This is a genomic window from Caballeronia pedi, assembly GCF_001544915.2.
GTDB classification, from domain to species: Bacteria; Pseudomonadota; Gammaproteobacteria; order Burkholderiales; family Burkholderiaceae; genus Caballeronia; species Caballeronia pedi.
Genome location: NZ_FCOE02000064.1, coordinates 1 through 21,146, shown reverse-complemented (window position 1 = coordinate 21,146; position 21,146 = coordinate 1). Strand labels below are relative to the sequence as shown.

General features: G+C 62.6%; 18 protein-coding genes. 2 read left to right on the top strand and 16 right to left on the bottom strand.

Annotation, left to right across the window (positions count from 1 at the left end):
- Positions 1 to 7: 7 nt before the first annotated feature.
- Genes AWB80_RS40475 through AWB80_RS40455 form a run of 5 tightly spaced genes read right to left on the bottom strand, consistent with a single transcriptional unit; the run spans position 8 to position 8,433 of the window.
- The gene (locus AWB80_RS40475) at positions 8 to 1,324 is read right to left on the bottom strand and encodes an ABC transporter permease (RefSeq protein ID WP_061180229.1); all 1,317 of its coding nucleotides are present in this window, start codon (positions 1,322 to 1,324) and stop codon (positions 8 to 10) included.
- Positions 1,325 to 1,332: 8 nt separating this feature from the next.
- On the bottom strand, positions 1,333 to 2,463 hold the full coding sequence (locus AWB80_RS40470) for a polysaccharide biosynthesis/export family protein (protein WP_160147522.1): 1,131 nt from the start codon (positions 2,461 to 2,463) through the stop codon (positions 1,333 to 1,335).
- Between the two features lie 54 nt (positions 2,464 to 2,517).
- Positions 2,518 to 4,641, bottom strand: a complete 2,124-nt coding sequence (locus AWB80_RS40465) for a glycosyltransferase (protein WP_061180228.1) — start codon at positions 4,639 to 4,641, stop codon at positions 2,518 to 2,520.
- The gene (locus AWB80_RS40460; protein WP_143328248.1) at positions 4,641 to 7,133 is read right to left on the bottom strand and encodes a hypothetical protein; all 2,493 of its coding nucleotides are present in this window, start codon (positions 7,131 to 7,133) and stop codon (positions 4,641 to 4,643) included. The genes AWB80_RS40465 and AWB80_RS40460 overlap by 1 nt, the downstream gene beginning before the upstream one ends.
- A 40-nt stretch (positions 7,134 to 7,173) precedes the next feature.
- Positions 7,174 to 8,433, bottom strand: a complete 1,260-nt coding sequence (locus AWB80_RS40455; protein ID WP_061180236.1) for a nucleotide sugar dehydrogenase — start codon at positions 8,431 to 8,433, stop codon at positions 7,174 to 7,176.
- Between the two features lie 281 nt (positions 8,434 to 8,714).
- Here AWB80_RS40455 and AWB80_RS40450 point away from each other — a divergent pair, with 281 nt between their 5' ends.
- The gene (locus AWB80_RS40450; RefSeq protein ID WP_061180226.1) at positions 8,715 to 9,437 is read left to right on the top strand and encodes a Pr6Pr family membrane protein; all 723 of its coding nucleotides are present in this window, start codon (positions 8,715 to 8,717) and stop codon (positions 9,435 to 9,437) included.
- On the opposite strand, the gene AWB80_RS40445 is transcribed toward AWB80_RS40450, so the two are convergent.
- The 11 genes from AWB80_RS40445 to AWB80_RS40395 all read right to left on the bottom strand — a co-directional run bounded on the left by AWB80_RS40445 (position 9,434) and on the right by AWB80_RS40395 (position 19,809).
- A complete protein-coding gene (locus AWB80_RS40445; RefSeq protein ID WP_061180235.1) occupies positions 9,434 to 10,657 on the bottom strand; it encodes a YbfB/YjiJ family MFS transporter in 1,224 nt (407 codons plus the stop codon). The genes AWB80_RS40450 and AWB80_RS40445 overlap by 4 nt on opposite strands.
- 68 nt (positions 10,658 to 10,725) lie before the next feature.
- Positions 10,726 to 11,340 carry a TetR/AcrR family transcriptional regulator gene (locus AWB80_RS40440; RefSeq protein ID WP_061180225.1) on the bottom strand — a complete coding sequence of 205 codons (615 nt, stop codon included), beginning with the start codon at positions 11,338 to 11,340 and terminating at the stop codon, positions 10,726 to 10,728.
- Positions 11,341 to 11,528: 188 nt separating this feature from the next.
- On the bottom strand, positions 11,529 to 11,837 hold the full coding sequence (locus tag AWB80_RS40435; RefSeq protein WP_061180224.1) for an EthD family reductase: 309 nt from the start codon (positions 11,835 to 11,837) through the stop codon (positions 11,529 to 11,531).
- 52 nt (positions 11,838 to 11,889) lie between these two features.
- Positions 11,890 to 12,822 carry an MBL fold metallo-hydrolase gene (locus AWB80_RS40430; RefSeq protein ID WP_061180223.1) on the bottom strand — a complete coding sequence of 311 codons (933 nt, stop codon included), beginning with the start codon at positions 12,820 to 12,822 and terminating at the stop codon, positions 11,890 to 11,892.
- On the bottom strand, positions 12,819 to 13,685 hold the full coding sequence (locus AWB80_RS40425; protein WP_061180222.1) for a quinoprotein dehydrogenase-associated SoxYZ-like carrier: 867 nt from the start codon (positions 13,683 to 13,685) through the stop codon (positions 12,819 to 12,821). Before AWB80_RS40425 ends, AWB80_RS40430 begins: the two co-directional genes overlap by 4 nt.
- 25 nt (positions 13,686 to 13,710) lie before the next feature.
- Positions 13,711 to 14,631 carry a quinoprotein relay system zinc metallohydrolase 2 gene (locus AWB80_RS40420; protein ID WP_061180221.1) on the bottom strand — a complete coding sequence of 307 codons (921 nt, stop codon included), beginning with the start codon at positions 14,629 to 14,631 and terminating at the stop codon, positions 13,711 to 13,713.
- Positions 14,628 to 15,602 (bottom strand): LysR family transcriptional regulator, encoded by a 975-nt coding sequence (locus AWB80_RS40415; RefSeq protein WP_061180220.1) that lies wholly within the window; start codon positions 15,600 to 15,602, stop codon positions 14,628 to 14,630. Before AWB80_RS40415 ends, AWB80_RS40420 begins: the two co-directional genes overlap by 4 nt.
- A 135-nt stretch (positions 15,603 to 15,737) precedes the next feature.
- Complete coding sequence (locus tag AWB80_RS40410; RefSeq protein WP_061180219.1) at positions 15,738 to 16,493, bottom strand: hypothetical protein; 756 nt, start codon at positions 16,491 to 16,493, stop codon at positions 15,738 to 15,740.
- Positions 16,490 to 17,401: a substrate-binding domain-containing protein gene (locus AWB80_RS40405; RefSeq protein ID WP_061180218.1), complete on the bottom strand. Its 912-nt coding sequence runs from the start codon at positions 17,399 to 17,401 to the stop codon at positions 16,490 to 16,492. Before AWB80_RS40405 ends, AWB80_RS40410 begins: the two co-directional genes overlap by 4 nt.
- A 59-nt stretch (positions 17,402 to 17,460) precedes the next feature.
- A complete protein-coding gene (locus AWB80_RS40400) occupies positions 17,461 to 17,880 on the bottom strand; it encodes a c-type cytochrome (RefSeq protein ID WP_061180217.1) in 420 nt (139 codons plus the stop codon).
- 117 nt (positions 17,881 to 17,997) lie between these two features.
- Positions 17,998 to 19,809 carry a methanol/ethanol family PQQ-dependent dehydrogenase gene (locus AWB80_RS40395; protein ID WP_061180216.1) on the bottom strand — a complete coding sequence of 604 codons (1,812 nt, stop codon included), beginning with the start codon at positions 19,807 to 19,809 and terminating at the stop codon, positions 17,998 to 18,000.
- A gap of 361 nt (positions 19,810 to 20,170) precedes the next feature.
- Here AWB80_RS40395 and AWB80_RS40390 point away from each other — a divergent pair, with 361 nt between their 5' ends.
- Positions 20,171 to 20,545 carry a 4a-hydroxytetrahydrobiopterin dehydratase gene (locus AWB80_RS40390; protein WP_061180215.1) on the top strand — a complete coding sequence of 125 codons (375 nt, stop codon included), beginning with the start codon at positions 20,171 to 20,173 and terminating at the stop codon, positions 20,543 to 20,545.
- The last annotated feature ends 601 nt before the right edge of the window (positions 20,546 to 21,146 follow it).

Sequence of the window (21,146 nt, the reverse complement as noted above, 5' to 3'; positions counted from 1 at the left end):
GGCGCACTCACATCGGCTGAACGTTGCTGCGCGCGAAACGTTCGACGCCAAGCGCGACGCTCACCAGAATCACGAGCGACATTACATAGTAGGTCAGGCTGGCGTCGCTCGAGTGGTAGCTATCGAAATACACCGAGCGCAACAATTGCATGCCGTGAGCGAACGGCGACCACAAGACATAAGGACGGTACTGCTCCGGAAGTTGTTCCGACACGAAGAACACGCTGCTGAATATTTCAAGCAGGCGTTCGAGCGCGGTTCCGAGCTTCAAAAAGAAACGCCATTCGGTGGCGATCGAGCCGAAGATCAGTCCCATCGCCATGCCTGCCGCGCCCATCGACGCGACGAAGCACAGGAATGCCGGCCAGTTCGAAGGCAAGGTGACAATATCGAAACAATGCCCTGCCGCGATCAGGATGACGAATACCATCAGGTAGATTGCGAGATAGATGATCGCCTGGACGAGCGCGCACATAAGCGGCGTGACGCCCCGCAGATTCAGCAAGCCGCGCGCCGATACATAGCTCGCACTGCTGCGAAAAATGATCTGGCGGAACATGATCCAGGTCGTCGCGCCCAGCAAGGAAAAGGTCGGCACATCCATGCCGAGCACGAAGTGCGTTCCCATCAGAAAGTAGAGCGACGAGATCAGCGTCAACAGCACGGCGGGCCCGGCGAGCGTCCAGATCAATGCGAAGCGGCTCTCGCCCTGAATCATCTGCAATTGCAGAATCAGCAGCGGCAGCAGGGCCTGCGGATTCGAGCGTCCCACCCCGACCTGCGATGCGCGCTGACGCGCATGCAGCACGTTCGCGCTGGCACGGAGCACATCGAGGTCGGCGGCTTCGGTGGGCGCGAGATCGATCCTGAACGCGACATCGTCGCGCGTCGCGCGCCGTCGCGCTTCGCGTGTCTGCTGATCGAGTCGGCGGCGCGCGCGCTTGCTGTGGGATTCGATGAGCCGCGCTTGCGCCGATGCGAGCGTGGCAGGCGCATAGCCTTGCGTGAACACATCGACGCCCGCGCGGATATCCTCTTCGACGAGGCGAATCGCGGTGCGCAGTTGCCGCCGACGCAACTCGACGACTTCTTCATCGAGCGATGCGTGCAACGCCTCGCTGTCCGATTCCGTCTGGAGCATTTCGTACACGCTGCGGCGTTCGAACGGCGTTTCATGCGACGCAATAATCAATGCATCGAGAATGCGCCTGAGCGTCGTCACGGGCACGGGCGCGCCTTTGCGTTCGAGCGCGCCCGCGCCCAGCCGGTATCCGCCCGACTGCCGCCGCGCCTGCCAGTTTCTGATTCGACCTTCGTTGCTCATCACGCGGCCTAGAATGCGGTGGCCGAGCGCGCGACGCCCAATGTCGAACCGAACACGGACAGCGTTTTCTGGACCTGAGCGAAAGGCGCATCGGACACCAGGATCGCGTCGCCGTCATGCACCACGAACGACTGCGCCAGCATGATCTGCTCCGGACGCGTGAAGTCAAACTGATAGACCGTGGGGCGCGTGTCGGCGGTTGCGGCGCCGGCCGCCTGCGCGCCGCGCATCAGATAGACGGCGCGCGGGTTCGCCAGCGCATCGTTGAGGCCGCGCGATTCGCCGATGGCGTCGAGCACGCTGAAATTGCGCTTGGTCAGTTTGACGCGCCCTTGCACGCCGGCCGCGCCGAGCACCGTCAGTTGCTCCACGACGTTGTGCGCCACGATCGAGTCGCCCGGGCGCAGCGCGATGTCGTTGGCCGCGTCCTGATACACATCCGCGAGGCGAATCGTGCCTTCCACGCCGCCGCGCCGCACGGAAATCGCCAGTTGCTCCGGGTTCGTCTGATTGGGCGCGGCCTGACCGAGCAGATCGCTCAGACGGACCAGCTCGCGACCGATCGGATAGACGCCCGGCTTTTGCAGATCGCCCTGCGCGGTGACCGTCTGTCCCTTGCGCGCGGTGGCGCGCACGACGACATCGGAAGCCGCGACGAGCCGGCTCAGGCGTCGCAGGATGGCCTCGCGCAATTGCGGCTGCGTGAGGCCTTGCGCCCGGACGTTGCCGATGTAAGGCAAGTGAATGTCGCCCGAGCCATCGACTTGCAGTTCGCCCAGATTCGACGCGCCGTTCTCTGCCGCCGGAAATACGCCAAGCCCGTCACGCTCCCAGATGGTGACTCCGACGCCATCGCCCACGGCGAAGCGATCGGCGTCGAGCGGCGCCGCGTTGCGCAAGGCCGCGGGAAAGCTCGCGCGACCCGCGCCGCGTCCGGAGTTGGCGATAGCAGGCGTCATGGCGACGAGACGAATGCTGTCGTTCGCGACGGACGCGTTCACTTCGCTCTGCAAAGGGCCGCTGCGCGGCAGCGTGCATCCCTGCAACGCGGCGACGCCCATCAGCGCGACACACGACAGCGCGACGAATCGCAAGCGCCCGCCGTTGAATCCTTGAAACACTGAACCGATCGATTTCACGACTTCCATCCTGACCTTAAAGAAGATTTGCCTGCCCCGTCCCGCCGTGCGCGCTCAGACGGCGAGCGGGCGTTCGCAGAGATCGCCCGGGCGACCGGGCGCTTCGGCGTCCGTGGCCGGGAAGCACAGTTCATTGAACGTGCTGGTCATCGCGCTCACGGAGAACAGCAGGCGTGCGCGATCGCGTGCGTGCTGGCGCGTTGCGGCATCCGCGCGGCAGCGGTCGACGAGCACCATCAGGCGCTCGCACGCGGACTGCAGATCCGGATGCTCGGCGCATTCGAGCAGATGGCCCGTCACGCCATCGACGAAACATTCACCCGCGCCGCCCGCCGGCGTCGATAGCGTCGCGACGCCGAGCATCTGCGCTTCGATCAGCACATTGGGCAAGCCTTCGAAACGCGACAGCATGACCTTGGCGTCCATCTTCGAGTACCAGTAACCGACATGCGACGACAGCCCCGCGAACAGCAGCCGGTCCGCGATCCCCAGTTCGCCCGCGAGATCGACCGCCTCCTGCTGCAGACGCCCGTCGCCGACGATGAAGAAGCGTGCACGCGGGCGTTTCTTCAGATACTCGGCGGCAAGCCTGATCCACGACAGCGGGCGTTTGTCCGGCTCGAAGCGAAACACCCCGCCGATGGTTTCGGTTGCATCGGCCGTCCTTTGTGCGAAGGCTTCCCAGCGCTGGATGTCGCTTTCATCGCCACGGACGTCGAGTTCCGGCACACCGTTGTAGAGCACCCGAAAGCGCTCCAGCGGCAAGCTCAGCCAGTCGGCATACGCCTGCGCGCCCGTGCGGCTGTTGCAGACGAAATGCACGCCGGGAACCTCGGCCAGCGCGTTGAAGAGCGCCGCATATTCGGGCCGATGGCGTTCGCGCCGCACGTTCGGCGGCAAGCCGCGAAACACCAGGTGGATCACGGGCACGCGCGCCAGCAGCGCGGCCAGCGCACCGAACAGACAGGTGCCGTCCTGCCAAAGACTGACCACATCGAAGCGGCGCTCCCGGAAGAACGGCGCGAGCCGGGTCACGCCGTACTGGACCGTCGACGGCAGGTTCTGCAGCATGCGAAGAAGATCGGCATCGGCGATGGCCTGCTCGCCCGCGGCGACCATGGGCAGCGCATTGATTTCCGTGATCGAAACGCCCGCGTCCCTGAGCGTGCTCAGAAAGAAGTCGAGGCGCGGCCCTTTGTGCGGCAACGCGTGCATCGCATGCTGCTTGACGACCACCTCGACGTTGCCGACCTGGCGCTGCGCATCGCCGGCGCGAAGCGGCATCGTGGATGCTTTCTGCAAGTGACACGCAAGACGCGTCAACTGCCGTTCAGCGCCGCCGGGACCGAGGCTGCCGGTCAGGAGTGCGATCGACTTCGGACGATGCGGCTTTGGCTGCGGCAGCACGCGATGACGAAACGAAAGAATGGCGTGCTTCATCGCGACGATGCGAAAATCCTGATCCGCGAGGCTCGACGGGCTCTCGAAGCGACGGAAGAACGCGTAATCGCCCGCGAGCGTGGCCACCAGTTGAGCGGCCTTGCTGTCCGGCGGGAACGATGTCGCCACCGGCGTCAGCATCGCGTTCGCCTGCGCCAGCAATCCCCGCTTCTTGAGACGCTTGGCGAAAGCGACTCGCGTATCGCGCCGGTCGTGCCGTTCGATCAGACGCCGGAACAGATCGTCCGATGCGTCATGGGACCGCAGGTCGGCGAGCAGTTCCGCTCGCGTCTGACCCTGGCGCGCCTCGTCGAGCGTTTCGGGTGCGTGCCGGTCCACGATGGCACGCGCTTCGTCGCACTTGCTCTCCTTGAGCAGACGCAACACGTAGCAGCGCAGTATGGCCGCGTGACCGGGCGCGTCGGCCAGCAATGCCGACCATCTGTCCAGTGCGGTCCCGCCGGGCGCCGTCATCTCTTCGAGTTTCAGCAGCAGGTAGCGCACTTCGACGTCATCGCCATGAGCGCGCGCGATCTGCCGTGCGCGTGTCAGGGCGCTTTGCGCGCTTTCTCCGCTCGACGCCTGCGCCACGCATTGCGCGAGTTCCGCGCGCACGCCCTGAAGTTCATCTTCGCTCGAAACGAGTCCGGCGTGATCGCGTTGCTTACGCGTGCTGTTCGCCTTGACGCTCTGCTTGTTTGCGCGGTGCAGGCGAGACCGCTTCTTCGCGCGGCCCATCAGACTGCCTCCGACGCGTTACGCTTCGCCCGATCGATCCAGAGCAGGCATTTCTGAATGTTCGCGTCGATCTGTTCGAGGTCCCCGGACTGCTCGCGAAGCGCGCACCAGTGAGGCAACGCATCAGCGAAGCGATGCAGACGCATGCTGGCAATCGCCGCTGCCTTCAATCCGACCGCGTCGTCCGGAACCATCCGGAGGATCGTTGCCGCGACGGCCATGCGTTCCTCGTTGCTGGAGGAATCGAGCGCACGCAGACGCGAGCGCAGCGCCGCGATGATCCGCTTCTTCTCCGGCGCGATCTCCGCATCGACGCTACGCGCTTTGCCGATGAGTTCCAGCAGCGCCCACGCCTGTTCGTACTCGCCTTGCGCGAGCATGTCGCGCGCGGCACGGATGGCGCGCCCTCTGAGCATCGTGATCTGATGGGCCGCGTCCTCGCGCGCGTCGCGATCGGCTTGCGGGTCGGCCGCGATTCGCGAGAGCGCTTCGATGGCCTCGAAATAGCACTGGGCCCGCACCGCGACTCGCGCGAGCAGCATGCGGATCGACACCGGCGCATCAGGCGCGTTCGCCGCCCGTCGCAGATGCTCCAGCGCTGCGTGCGTGTCGCCGAGTGCATCGGCTGTGCGGCCGCGCAGGCCATCGAGATACGGGGATGTCGTGCGCGTGACGAGCGCGAGATCGGATAACGCGATCACGGTCGCATGATCGCCCGCGATGAAGGCCGAGCGCGCGTCCTGACGAATGCGCCGCTCGAGCGCGCGCCGGGCGCGCACGGCTTCCTCGTTCGCGGGATCGATCAGCCAGCCCGCCTGAATCCTGGCCGCAGCCGCCGGCAGATCGTTCGCGACGAGCGCGGCGCTTCCTTCGAGCAGCCATTGTTCCGTCTGACGCACGAGCCAGTCGACCGTCTCCGGATCTTCGCTGCGCGGGAGATGCTGCGCGCGCGACAACATGGCCGCGGCCGTCGCAAGACCGCGCGACGCCGCGCTTCGCGCCAGTTCGAGCGCGCTGGCCGAAGCAAGACTGACTGGCGCTTCAGCCAGACGCATGAGACCGGCGTGATCGCCCGTCGCGATCGCGCGGTTCCATAACAACGCGAAGCTCGCATCGTGCGATGGCAACTTGACTAGCACTTCCCTCGCCCATTCTTCCGCAGCTTCCTGATCGGCGATTGCGTCGAGCAGATCGAGCACGGCGGTGGCCGCTTCCGCGCCTTGTTCCGTGATCCTGAACAGGCGCTTCCAGTTCGCCAGCGCCATGCGAATGTCACCGAGCTTCGCTGCCGAAAACGCGCTGACACGCAGCAATTCTTCGGTCTCGACTTCATCGGCGAGCATCGCGGTTGCGAGATTCATCGCCCGTTGGAAATCGCCGAGTTCGAAGTGACAGCGCATAAGCAGTCGATCGGATCGCTCGTTCGGGCCGACCTCCTGCCGTTCGGCGTCGAGCAGGCTGATCGCGCCTTCGTAGTCGCCCAGCGCCCACTGCATGTGCGCCAGCAACGCGCGATGTTCCGCACTTGCGTCGCTGACACGCAGCACCGCGCGCACGCGCTTCGACGCGGCGCACAGTTGACCGGCCTCCCATGCCGTCGCGATGTCTTGCGCCGCATCCACCGGTTCACTGCGCGCCGATGAACGTTCGGCATCCTCATGGATCCCAAGAGAAAACGCGCGAGGCGCGATGAAGCTTTGATACCAGTCCGTGACCAGGCTTTCGGCGAAGTCGTCCGTGAAATGCGTGAGATCGAGGCCACCGTCTTCCAGCGCGTTGACCTGGCCGATCTTCTGCATCAGCGCGGTCGGCTCGTAACACGGCACGCCCATGCGATGCGCGATGTCACGCACGGTTTCGATGAGACGATGCCGCGATTCGATCAGCGCGTTGTCCGGCGTCGTCGCATCGACGTGTGTCACGAACACGACGCGCTGCGCACCGACCAGCGCCGCGATCTCGCGCATGTCGCGCTCGATTTCATCATCTGCCTGATCGCGTCGCTGAATGCGCACGAGCAGATGCTGGTCCGCTGCCGAAAGATGCTGAAACGCGGACTCATCCGCGAGCCACGCGCGCCGCTCGGCCAACATGTCCTCGCTCGCCATCGCCCAGAATTTTCGCGAGCGGACGCGATCAGCGAAGAACTCGCTGAAATGGCGGCCCATGTAGTTGCTCTGGATCGGATAACCGTCGACCGTCAGCGACTTGCGAGACGACAACTCGACGATGTAGAGATCCGCCGCGAGGTGCGGCTTCTCGTACGCGTCCAGCGAAACGCCGGGTCGGCACGCGAGCGTCTGCACGTCCGCGGGAATCGACTGCTGAGCGAACATGAAGCGCAACTGCTGCAACGCTTCGGCGCTCGTGTGCACGAACCCGTAATTGCGCGCGCTCGACAGCGTCACCGGAAGACGCGCCGCGCCCTTGCGCAACGGCGTATGAATGCGACACGTCCCGATCGGACTGACCAACAACCTTGACCCTGCCATGCGATGCTCCACACCTTGATCGATAAGTTTCAAAGACGGATTACAGCGCCCAGTAATCGATGAGCGACGGAAGGCGCGATTTGTCGAGTGCGGAGCGCAGATCGCACACCATGCCGCCGTCGGTGATCATGTGCGGAAGGTCGTTCCAGAACGTCGTCAGGATGGCGCGATGCGGCACCGCGAGAATCACGACGTCGAGATTGAGCAGCTCGGATTTGTCGACCAGGTTGATGCCGTATTCGTGGTCCATCTGGCTCTTGTCCGCCATCGGATCGAACGCGAGCGGTTCGATGCCGTAGTCTTCGAGCGCGTGATACAAGTCGACCACTTTCGAATTGCGGATGTCCGGCACGTCTTCCTTGAAGGTCATGCCGAGGATGCCCACACGCGTGGCAGGTCCGAGACGGTGCTTGCGCGCGAGCATCTGAACCAGCTTCGCGGCGACGTGTCCCGCCATGCCGTCATTGATGCGACGGCCGGCGAGAATCACTTCCGGCTGATAGCCGAGTTCCTGTGCCTTCGAGGTCAGATAGTACGGATCGACGCCGATGCAGTGCCCGCCGACGAGACCCGGCGAGAAGCGCAGGAAATTCCACTTGGTGCCGGCCGCCTTGAGCACTTCCGAGGTCGAGATGCCGACCAGATCGCAGATCTTCGACATCTCGTTCATCAGCGCGATGTTGATGTCCCGTTGCGTGTTCTCCAGCACCTTCGCGGCTTCCGCCACCTTGATCGACGAAGCGCGATGCACGCCGGCGTCGATGATCTGCCCGTAGACATCGGCGATGACATCCGCGCTTTCTTCATCCTGTCCGGATACGATCTTCACGATCTTCTCCAGCGGATGCTCACGGTCGCCCGGATTGATGCGCTCGGGGCTATAGCCCAGCTTGAAGTCGATGCCCGCGCGTAGGCCCGACGCCTTCTCGAGCTCCGGTCCGCAAATTTCTTCCGTCGCGCCCGGATGGACGGTGGATTCGAATACCACGATGCTGCCCGGACGCAGCGCGGGACCGATCGTCTTGCACGCGCTCACCAGCAGCGAGAAATCCGGCGTGCATTTTTCATCGACGGGGGTAGGCACGGCAACGACGAAGAAATTGCAATCGGAGAGATCCGACGCATCGTCGGTATAGCGCAATGACGATGCATTCAGCACGTCGCGCTCGATTTCGCCGGTCCAGTCCTCGCCGCTGCGCAGCGTGTCGATACGGCGACGATCGACATCGAACCCGACCACATCGAAGCGGCGCGCAAACGCCACCGCCACGGGAAGCCCTACATAACCCAAACCACACACTGCGATCTTGCTGACTGCCACAATTACTCCCGAAAGCGGTAACGCTCCGCTGACGCGATGTGACCAGGGGAGTGGTCTTCGATTCATCCGTCAGCGTCGCCTGATTGACCCAACATCGTGCAACTCTGCGGACGTATTCTTGGCTTTACGGGATAAGACGGACACGAGACGATTCCTAATCGGTGACCACGAAAAGTGAAACTCTCCGTGTCGCGATTCGATGGCGACCGAATGTGCTATTGCGTGAACGTCGGCGGCCACCATGCACGTAAAATGGCCTCATGTCGAAATTACCTTCCAACGCTCCCGGGCAAGCGCCCGAGTTGCCGCTACACACGCCCAGCACCGCGTCGCTCGCGGTCGCGGCCGCCATCGCGATGATCGCGTGGCTCGCGTTCGCCGCGCAGACGGATATCACCATCGCGCGCCTCGTCAATCGCGGCTTCACCGTGCTCGACGGCGTTGCGCGCATGACCAGCTATCTGACCAATCTGACGGTACTGCTGACCGCGTTCTGCTTCACATGCGTCGCGACGCGCGCACGGTTTCCGCTCGCGCGGTTCTTTCGCAGGCCGACTGTCGTGACGGCGGTGGTCGTGTATATCGTGTTCGTCGGGATCGCGTATAACGCGTTGCTGCGTTATCTGTGGACGCCGTCGGGGTATCGCGCGCTCGTCAACGAATCGCTGCATACCGTGGTGCCCGCGCTCGCGGCCTTGTACTGGTTCTTCTTCGTGCCGCGCTTTCATCTGTCGTTGCGACGATGCGCGCTATGGCTCGTCTTTCCGCTGTCTTATTTGTGCGTGACGCTATGGCGCGGAAGACTGTCCGATTTCTATCCCTATCCGTTCATCAATGTCGCGGAACTGGGTTATGAGCGCGTGCTATTCAACGCGACGATGCTCGTCGTCGCGTTCGTCGTGCTGATGTGCGTGTTTCTCGTGATCAATCATCGGCGCGAGGATTTGAGTGTGGCCGATGTGGAAGTCGAATCCGGCGACTAGCCCGTCACCCGCTTGCGGTTCACGATCAGATCGGCGATGAACGCGATCGCAAGCGCACTGGCCCCACACGCGAAAATCAACGCGTAGTTGTCGTGCGTGTGTGAGAACAAAAACGAATAACCATAACCCGCCATCGCCTGACATAACGCAAACGCCGATGTCGCCCGGCTCCACGCCGCACGCTGCGCGGTGTGATCCTGCGGCAGGAGTTCATGCACACGCCCGAGCGCAAGCGGCACGATACCCGGCGTCGCGATGCCGAGCGCCACCGTCGCGACACCGATCGCATACGGATTCGCCGACAACGCCAGCAACGCCGCCGACAACGCCTGCAATAACAACGAAAAACGATAAGCCATCCCGAAGCCGATACGATCGCCCACGCTTCCACAGATGAGCGGGCCGAAAATCGCCGCGACGCCATACATCACCCAATAGCGCGCGCCCATATCCGCGCCACGGCCGTAACCTCGTGCGATGCAATCGACGAGAAGAATCATCACGGGCACGAGGCCCAGCGCGTTTGCAGCGTACTGCGCATACAGAAGACGCAAGCGCGCGCCATCGTGCGCACTGGAACGGTGAGTCGCGTCCTGCGCTGCGACAGCGGGCGGATTGGACGCCGGCCAGCCGAACCACGCGATCGCCGTGAGCACGAGCGAAAACACGCCGAGTCCCATCCACGTATTGTGCAGGCCGTGATGCAGCAGCTTCGGAATCAGCGTGCCCGATGCCGCAATGCCGAAGCCCAGGCCGATGAAGATCATCCCGCTCGCGAAGCCTCGTCGGGCCGGCGGAATGTGCGGCAGGATCGTCGTCGCGACGAGCACCATCGTCGCGCCTCCGGACAGACCCGACAGAAACCGCCACGCGAAAAACCACGCTGTCGACAGCGGAAACGCACAGGCGAAGAAGGCCGCAGTCGCGACCGCCATCAGGAGACGCAGCGCATGGCGGTTCGTGAGTGCGTGGGCGATCGCGCGACCGAAGAGCGCGCCCGCGAAATAACCCGCGAAGTTCGCCGCGCCGAGCGTTACCGCCTGCGATGACGTGAACCAGTGCGCCTCGATGAGCGGCGGAATGAGCGGCGTGTAAGCGAAGCGCGCTAGCCCGATCGCGACGAGGCTCGCGCAAAATCCTGCGAGCATCGCGAACAGCGCGCGTGCGTCGAGTGAGGCGTGCTGATCGGCGGGTGCGGCCGATACGGTTTGATCCGACATGATGAAGGCTCCCGCGGCCGCGTGCGCATGCATGCGGCCGGACGACGTGACACAAGAGGGATGGAGGTTCAGCGCTTGCCGGCACTCAGGCCGAGCGGCGGCAACTTCAGCATCGCCAGCGTCGGCGCGACGGCGCCGCTCAGCAACGCGGGCTTCGGGTCGACGCGCGCCAGCACGCGCAAGCCGAGCAGCAGCGCGAGCAGATTCGTCGCGGCGGCCTCGGCGGGCACCACGCGCTCGATATCGCCGCTCTTGATGCCGGCCTTCATGCAGCGCTCGAAGAACGCCCGCAGCAGCGCCATCTCCGCTGCGATGCGCTCCCGGAACGCCTCGTCTTCCGGCGATGCGCCGAGCGCCGCGTTCACCAGCATGCAGCCACGCCGATGCTCGTCCGACACCGAACGTTCGACGATCTCGCGAAAGAACGCGGCGATCGCACGGCCAGGCGTCATCGACGATTCGAGCCGTTGAATGCGCTCGCGCAAGGTGTGATCCAGATAGTGATCGAGCGCGCGCAGAAACAGCGCGCGCTTGTCGCCGAAAGCGTTATACAGGCTCGGCTGCGTGAGGCCCGTGTACTGCACGAGGTCGCGCGTGGAGGTGCCCTCGTAGCCGTGCGTCCAGAACGCGTCGGCGACGGCGTCCAGCACGCTGTCTTCGTCGAAATTGCGCGGTCGCGCCATGATCCTGCTCCATCGAATTGAGTGGCCGATGTTTTATATCGTCCGATACAGAACTGATTATATATCGATAGATACAAAACCATGCGGCATCTCCATTCGGCGATGCGGGTCTTGTCCTGCGGGGGAAATGAACTGAGGAAATGCGAGGCGCTTCGAGGATGCGCGCATCCCCGAAGGCGTAAGAGATGTCAGGCTTCTTTCGTGTCGAACATCAGCAACTCGACGCCGGCTTGCGCGAAGTTGGCGAGATCGGCGGCGGTTTTCTGGCCTTCGGGCGAGCCGAGCGCCGTCTGGATCGCTTCGAGCGAATCGAATTGCAGCACCGCGACGAGGTGATAAGGCGACTCGCCCGACGCTGCCGTGATCGGACCCGTGCTGATCTCATAGCGCCGCAGACCCGGCAGCGTCTTCGCGAGCGGCGCATGGGTCGAGGCGTAGTAATCGTCGAATGCCTTCGTGTCGGACGGATTTTTGTACAGCGCTACGAGCTGGGCCATCGTCTTGTCTCCGGGTTGCTTTTACGGCGTGGGAAGAAACATTGATCGAGCGTCACGGCTTTTCCAGTTGCAGATAGACGCGCTGCACGTTCTGCGGCTGCGCGATCGCATAGAGCTTGTAATTGGCGAATGCGGGCACCTGCACCGTATGCATCGCCTCGGTGAGGCCGACGCCGCTCTGATACGCGCGCTTGACGCTTTCATCGAGTTCGCGCAGATACGCGCCCGTTTGCATGATGTCGTCGCCGCCCAGGGGCGCACCGAAGCCGGGCACGACCGTCTTCAGATCGAGCGCACGCAGGTTTTCCAGCGCGGCGAGCCAGCCGGGAATCTGCTCGTTGCGCAGCTCGGGTATGCGTCCGTTGGAAACGAGGCCGCCTGCGAACAACACGCCGGATTGCGTGTCGAGCACGGCGAGATCGCCCGGCGTGCTCGCGGGTCCGAAGTGCAGCAGTTGCAGCTTGCGTCCGCCGCTTTCGATCTCCGTCGTGCCATCGACGGTTCTATCGGGCACGGTCACGCGCGAGCCGGCCATCTCGTCTTCACCGAGCGTCTTGCGCAGATTCGCGAGGCAGATCGCGCAGCGCTCGCGAATCAGTTGCGCGGCGCGCGCGTGCGCGAGAATCGGCACGTCGTCATCGCGGAAAGCGGCCGCGCCGAACACGAATTCGGGCGCCTGATGCGTGATGATGACGAGCTTCACCGGCAACGGCGTGACCTTGCGGATCGCCTCGATCATCGCGCGTCCGTAGCGATACGACGAGCCCGTGTCGATCACTGTCACGCCGTCCGGCCCGACGATGAAGCCATTGTTCGCGACGATGCCATGATTCTTCGGCGCGACGGCGTCGTTATCGCCGATGAACGCATACACGCCCGGTGCGATCGCGACGGGCGCGGGCATGCCGCTCATCGCCGCGTGGGCGAGCGTGCATGCCGCGATCAGCAGCGTGAAGACGAACGCGCGCAAGCCACGCGCCGTCATTTCATCGCCGAAGTTTGCGCGTTGCCCGGCTGCGCGTTCACTGCCACGGCGCCGTCCCACTGCTTGTTCTTCGTGTCCTCGATATGCGCTTTCAATTCACCGCTTGCCCCCGGTACGAAGTAGAAGCGGAAGTTCGGGTTTTCGCTGATCGAGAAATTGACGTTCGCGGTCATCACGGGCTTGTCCGCATACGTGACGGAGACCTTGCGGATGAAATACGCCGTCGCATAGTTGCGCGTGATCTGATTCATCGCCATGCCGGTGCGGTTCGGATGGCGCACCATCACTTGCGCGACGCCAGGCTTTCCTGCGACGACCGATCCTTCGGGCTGGAGCCTGACTTGTCCCGCCGCGCGCTCGGCGACGTCGTCGTCCTTGTCGGCGGGCGCGGAACAGCCGCCCGATGCTTTCACGAAACGCACCGAGCTGTAGAGCTTGCCGTCATTCGTCTCGGCGATCGCGCGCATGAACGTGTAGTCCTCCACGCGCACGCGCGTTTCGATCGTCGCCAGTCCCGATTCCGGCGTGAACTCGAACGAACCCGCATAAGGTTCCGGATTCTCGTCGATGAAGAGATAAATCTTCTTGATGTAATGCGCGGACGTCTGCGGAAATTGCGCATTGATCGCGATCGGCACGACGGAGGCATCCGCCGCGCGCGCGGGTGCGTCGAGCTTGATGACCGCATCGCCGTGCGAGTCGATCGTGCGGCCCTTGAATGCGCCGTCCTTGAAATCGAGCCAGCGCGCCACCTTGTCGGGATCGTCGTCAGGCTGGGCCGCCTGCACGGCGTAGGGCGCGAGCGCCGCGGCGGCGAGGCTCGCGATCGTCATCGCGCGAGTGCCGGACCATGCTGTCTTCATGATGTCCCTCCAATGCTGCGCTGCGCTACTGCTCCCACTCGAGTTCCGCATAGGCGGCCGTCACGTTGCGACGGTGGTACATGTCGAAGAGGAGCCATTCATCTTTCTCGTCGAGGCCGATGCTGTCGACGGCCTGCCGTATCGTTTCGCCGCGCTTGATAGCTGCACGCACATCGCGCGCCAGATCGGCGAGATAACGTTGCTCGGCATCGAGCGATTGCGGCCACGGCGGATCGAGCGGACCGTGTCCGGGCACGACGTGACGCGGATTCATCTGGCGAATGCGCGCGATATCGTCGAGCCAGCCGACCACGCTGCCATCGACGACGGGGATGCAGCGCACGAACAGAAGATCGCCCGTCCACAAAGTGCCGCTCTTCTCATCGTATACCGTCAAATCGTTGTTGGTATGCGCGGTTTTCCATGTGCGCAGCGTGAGCGTGCGTCCGCCGAGATCGAGCGTGCCTGCGCCATTGATTGTCATGGTCGGCGGGACGATTTCGCTGCCCGCTGCGGCGTTGCCCAATTCGCGGTTCAGTGCGCGCATATAGTTGTCCGCGCGCGACGCTTCCGCTTGCGCGAGCGTCACGCTGCCGACGAATTGAGGATGATCGTCCCTGAATGCGGCGTTGCCGAAGATGTGGTCCGGATGCATGTGCGTGTTGATCACATAGCAGACCGGCAACGCTGTGACCGCGCGTATCGCGGCGCGCAACGCGCGTCCTTCGGCGAGCGTGCCGCCCGTGTCGATCACCGCGACGCAGCGCGTGCCGACGACGAAGCCCACGTTCGCGATATCGCCGCCGTTCTCGGGCGTGGCGACGTCATCGTGGCCGCGATGCGCGTAGTTTCCCGGTGCGATCTGCGTGACCGAAAGCGCAGTCTCGCCACGCGCGATAGTTGCGCATCCAAACAGTATGAAGAGTGCAATGGCGCGCAAGCTCATCGAGTGTTGCCGGCGTCGGCGAGGCGCTTCGGTCTGCGCAATCCGAACTGCGCATATTCGCGTTCGAGAAACGGTTCGGCGTTTTCCAGCAGGAAGCGGCGAAATGCGAGACACGTCGGCGAGAGCTGTTTCGAGCGCGAATGAACGAGTTGCCAGGTTCGTTCGATGGGCGTTCCGTTTACGTCGAGCACGGCGATTTCGCCCGTGCGCAGTTCGAGCGAAAGCGTGTGCAGGGAGATGAGGCTTACGCCCATGCCGGCCATCACAGCCTGCTTGATGGTTTCGTTGCTGCCGAGCGTGACGCTGCGCGCAGGCACGAAGAGGTTCTGCCGGAAGACGTGTTCCGCGACGGCGCGTGTGCCCGATCCCGGCTCGCGCAGGAGGAACGTATCGTTCGCGAGTTCCTGCAGATCGAATGCCTTCGCCTCACGCAATGGATGCGACAGCGGCGCGACGATCACATGCGGATGATAGGCGAGCGGCTCGGCGGTGGTGCCGAGTTCGGGCGGCGGGCGGCCCATGATGGCGAGATCGGTGGCGTTGTCCTGCAGCAAACGCAGCAGCGTTTCGCGGTTGCCTACAGAGAAATGGATATCGACTTTTGGATATTGCTGGCGGTAGAGCGCGAGGAGCTTGGGGGCGAAGTAGGTCGCCGAGCTGACGATGCTGACCGCGATCGAACCGCTGTCGGCTTGCGTGAGCGACATCATCGCGTCTTCGGCATCCTTTATTTCGCCGAGGATGCGGCTTGCGTGGTGTGAGAGCCTTTCGCCGGCTTCCGTCAGCGAGAGACGGCGTGCTACGCGTTCGAATAGCGGGAGGCCGATTGCTTCTTCCAGCTGGCGGATTTGCATCGATACTGCGGGTTGGGTCAGGTGGAGTTCTTCCGCGGCGCGGGCGAAGCTTGGGCAGCGGGTTGCTATTACGAAGATTTGTAGCTGGCGGAGGGTTAGGGAACGGATGAAGTTCACGGGGGGGCCGGGGAATGGGGTTGTTTGCGTTGACTTCTATGGAATCCTGAATTCTCGTCGGTCGATTGGCATTGCCCCTCGCCGGGGGCAGCGCCAATAAACCAGCACGAACACGGGATCCGGCGAAAAAATCAATTACCGACTAGCCCTTGGCGCATTCGCCGGCTTAACCGGCGCCCCACCCGGCGAATTCATATTCTTCAACACCCCTTGATAAGCAATCGTCTCCTTCTGCAAGGGATGAGCAAAATCATTTCCATCCCCCGGCACTTCGGTGCGAATCATGAGCAGCCGCCCAGGCACATCATCTGCCATGACGAACGTATAACGCTTGCCCGTATACTTCGCGAACCGCTCCGAATTAGGATCGTTCAAATAAGGCTGAATAACGATCTGCTGAGCCTTGGCATGCTTGCCAAGCCCAAGCGACTCACTCGATACCGAAGTAATCTCAGGCCCGGCCGCCAGCGCCATCCTCACCCGCTGCTGAAAGTAGCGCCGCTGACCGCCCGTCAGCTGTTCCATCTCCGCAATGTCGTGCTCGAGAAAATAGATGATCGCCGGATTGCAAGGCAGCCCGCCCGGCACATTGACGCTCCCCGTGCGATCCGTCACACGCGCGTCGTTCTTGCTATTGCCCGGGCTCACCACGAGAACACGCAAGGTATCGTTGATCTTCGAAGGCGGCCCTGAGTAATCCACCGCATAATCGAGTTCCGTCTGCGGCTCGACGCCATTCATATGCGACTGCATGAAAAGCAACTGCTCGGCCGGCGCGATCTGCGCCCCCGGCGCGGACGCCGAAGAAGCCGGTGCATCCGCAGCCCGGACACCCACCGACGTCATCAACGCAGCGCACGCAACGGCCCACCCGCAAAGAGCGCCCCTCATTGCGCGGCAACCGGCTGCAACGGCAGCAAAGGAACCTGATAGCTCGAAAGAATCTGATCGATCTTCGGCTGATTCGACGCGATCCAGTTATCGACCTTGTCGCGCCACGCCTTTTCACCGTATCGCACGCCCATCGAAATTTCGTAGTCGAAACGGATCGGCTGACCGGCCGGGAACGCCACGAGGCGCACCTTGTTATCGGAGCGATTGGCGAAATAACCGGCGATCGGCCCCCACAGGAAAGCCGCATCGACGTCGCCCTTCGCCATATCACGTTCGATGATCTCGCCGGGGAAAGCCTCGGGATCGCCACTCTGCCCCTGATACGAAACCGCCTGCTGAATCAGGTCATGGCTGAGCAGCCAGTCCGTCGCGGGACTCTTCACGAAAATGCCGAGCTTCATTTTCTTCAATTGCTCGGGCGGCAGATTCATCAGATCCGAAGGCGTCTTGATGCTCGCGTATTCCGGCTTGTTCGGGAACACCATCGCGTAGGTGGAATGCAGGTACGGACGCGTCGTCGCGGTCAGCTCATAACCTTTCGGCACGCCGATGATCAGATCGCACTTGAAGCGCTCGCTTTGCGGCACCTTGTCGCGCAGCGTATTGCGCACGAAACCCATGCGCTGCGGCCAGAACGTGTATTCGAGCTTGTAGCCGAAATCGCTCGCCATCTGGCTCGCGATCTTGTTCTCGTAACCTTCGCCCTTCTGGTTCGAGAGCGGCATGTTGTTCGGATCGGCGCACACACGCAGCACGCCGTCCGCGCCATCGTTGTTGGGCAGGTTGGGCGGCGGGCCGCCGGCACCTTGTGCGAAAGCCTGCTGCGCCGAGAACGTCGCGAATGCCGCGCATAGCACGGCCATGAATCGGAACGAAGCGGCGCGGCTCGCATTACGATCAGACATCGATACCTCCGGGTATGAGAGCAATCATCGGACGTCGGCACATCATGCGCGCGACATCCTTATTTTGCATCGATTGCCTGCAGGTCGCCCGGGTTGATCTTGCCATCGGAGCGCCCCTTCAGATACGCGTAGAGGTTCTCCCAGTTCTTCTGCATCATCTGGCTCGCGCTGAAATCGGGCATGCCCTTGTCCACGCGCCCGCCGAATACCGTGCGATGAAACTCGTTCTTGTCCAGCGACTTGAAAGCATCGATCAGCGACGGGCCGACCATCCCTTCCTGCTTCGCCCCGTGACAGCGTTCGCACGCAAGTGCACGCCATGTTTTCCAGCCTTGCAGCGTGTCGCTGTCTACCTTGTTGCCATCGACGACCTTATACGCGACCGGCTTCATCTGTCCCGGGCCCGGAGGCGTCTGGGCGAACGAAGCGGACGACGCAACGAGCGTCAGCGACAGCAGCAAGAGTGATCCGCCTTTCATACGTCTGACTCCTTGAACATGTCTTGTATATGGGGTGTTTCAGCGCGGCGGCCGTTGCAGCCGCCGCGCGTTCCTGCGCTCTTATGCGTTCAACCAGAACACATCAAACAGAGACGATCAGCCGCCGGGAATCGCGAACACGAAGAGCGTGCCGCCCAGCGCCGTGTACTTCGCGAGGTCCTTATAGCCACCCACTGCGCCGAGACCTTCCGTCGACTTCTCGAGGCCCGCCGCCATGCCGATGCCGGCCCAGCCGCCAATGCCCGAGTACACGCCGACATACTGCTTGCCCTGATACTGGTACGTGAACACGTTGCCGATGATCCCGGACGGCGTCTTGAACTTCCACAGCTCCTTGCCGTCCTTGATGCGCACTGCCTTGATGTAGCCTTCGAGCGTGCCGTAGAACACCACGCCGCCGGCCGTTGCGAGCGCGCCGGACCACACCGAGAACTTCTCCGGCTTGGACCACACGATCTTGCCCTTCGAGGCATCCCACGCGATGAAGTTACCCATCGCGCCCTTCTCGTTCGGACCCGGATACATCGAGAGCGTCGCGCCGACGAACGGCTGACCCGACACGTAATCGACCTGGAACGGCTCGTAGTCCATGCAGACATGATTCGTCGGCACGAGGAACAGGCTCGAACCCGGATCGAAGGCGGCCGGCTGCTGGTCCTTCGAGCCGAGCGCCGCGGGGCAGATGTTCTTGACGTTGTGATCGGGACCGGCCTTCTGCGTCGAGTAGCTCGCATTGCGAATCGGCAGGCCGCTCTTCAGATCGACGCTATCGGCCCAGTTCACCGCCGGGTCGTACTTCTGCGCGACGAGCAGTTCGCCCGATTCGCGATTCAGCGTGTAGCCGAAGCCGTTGCGGTCGAAGTGAACGATCGCGGGTACCTTCTTGCCGCCGATGTTCAGATCCGAGAGGATCATCTCGTTGACGCCGTCATAGTCCCACTCGTCGTGAGGCGTCATCTGATAGACCCACTTCGCCTTGCCCGTGTTGAGATCGCGCGCGAAGATCGTCATCGACCACTTGTTGTCACCCGGACGTTGCGTCGGGTTCCACGTGCCCGGATTGCCCGAGCCGTAGTACACAAGGTTGAGCTTCGGATCCCATGCGTACCATCCCCACGTGGTGCCGCCGCCGTACTTCCACTGATCGCCCTGCCAGCTCTTGAGCGACGAGTCAGCACCGACCGGCGCCATCTTGCCGTCGGTCCAGGTCATCGTGCTTTGCGGGTCCATCAGCATTTCGTTGTCGGGACCGGTGCTATAGGCCTTCCAGACTTCCTTGCCGTCCTTGAGGTTGTACGCGATGATCCGTCCGCGCACGCCGAACTCGCCGCCGGAGATGCCGGTCAGCACCTTGTCGCCGAAAACGTGCGGCGCGTTGGTGTTGGTTTCGCCCTTCTTCGGATCGCCGTTCTGCGCGGTCCAGACGACGTCGCCGGTTTTTGCGTCGAGCGCGACGAGCTTCGTATCGGCTTGCTGGAGGAAGATCTTGCCGTCGCCATACGCGAGACCACGATTGACCGTGTCGCAGCACATCACCGAGATGACCTGATTGTCCTGCTTCGGCTGGTATTGCCAGATGAAGGTCTGATCCTTCAGGTTGATGGCGATAACCTTGTTGGGAAACGGCGAGTGGATATACATCGTGTCGCCGATGACGAGCGGCGAACCTTCATGGCCGCGCAGCACACCTGTCGACATGGTCCAGGCAACCTGTAGCTTGCCGACGTTGTTTTCATTGATTTGCTTGAGCGTGCTATAGCGGTGATTCGAGTAATCGCCCGCTTGCGCCGCCCAGTTCGAGGGATTCTTGATCAGGCTGTCGAGCTGCGAGTCGGCCTGAGCGACAAAAGAATTCAGGCTTGCCGTCGCTGCCACCGCCAGTCCAAGAACCAGGGTGCGTAAGTTCATGTCTCCTCCAGAATGGTGATGCCTCCGACCCAGGGATGACCACGCTACCGGATTGCATCGTGCGCGCCTTCAAATGCAGGTAACGAGCTGCGCTTCGTCCGGTACATAGCCGGACTTTTGCGTAGAGAGGCCAATTGCATATTCCATGCCGGTTTCAATCGGATAGCTTCAAATCGGGAATTTGACGGGGCATGGTGTCGTATGCGGGCAGGTTTCTGTCGGGTGGCGACACATACTGTGTCAAATACGCGAAAGAGTGAGCGGGATGGAACACCGGACCGGACCGCGTGACATGACGCGTTGCAGCATGTTTTGTTTGGCGCATACTTGGTTTTGTTCTTTTCTATTTGGAGGCTGCGCCATGGCTCAAGCCGAAAAGGTCTATTCCGACGAGGAAATCCAGCAACGTCTGACGGGCGCGCTCGAACATTGGTATCTCGAGGATGGGTGGCTCAGGCGCAAGTTCAAAACCGAAAGCTGGAAAGGCACGCTCATGGTCGTCAATACCGTGGGGCATCTGGCCGAAGCGGCCTGGCATCATCCTGATCTCACCGTTTCCTATGCGTTTGTTGTCGTCAAGCTCAAGACGCATTCGGCTAAGGGGATTACTGATAAGGACTTTGCTCTGGCTTCGAAGATCGAAGATGTTATCCAGTGGCAACCGGGGAAGGAGGATGGGCCGCTCGATGGCACGCCTTCCGATGATCAGCGGTTTCGGTATATCAAGTATGACTAGGTTTGTTGGGGTGTTGTCGCCGGATCCCGTATCCGCGTCGGTCTATTAGCGTTGCCCCTGTGCGGGGCGGCACCTACTTTCTTTGCTGCTGCAAAGAAAGTAGGCAAAGAAAGCAGCTTTCCCCATCCTGAACGCTTCAAGCCGGCCGCGGCACAGGCGAGCGGCGAGGGCACACCGGTAGCGAGTGCCCTCATAGGCCCCATCGGGCGTGGACCGCGCACGCTCTGACAAGCTATTCGTTTTAGGGCGCGGGTTCAGCACGAAAGCGTTCCGGCACAGCGCTGCGCGCTGCCGTGAGGAATGCAAGGGAAACCAACGAGAAGAGAGAAACGCCGAAGCACGCGCAGACCCGATGTATCCATCGGCCGCGAAGCAGGCCGGAGCCGTTTTGTGCTGAACCAGCCACGCGCGCGGTGCGATGTGACAGACCGTGCGCGATCCAAGCCCGATTAGGCCTATGAGGGCACTCGCTACTGCTGTGCCCAAAACGATCGCCTGTGCCGCGGCCGGCATGAAGCGCTTTGGATGGGGAAAGCTGCTTTCTTTGCCTACTTTCTTTGCAGCAGCAAAGAAAGTAGGTGCCGCCCCGCACAGGGGCAAC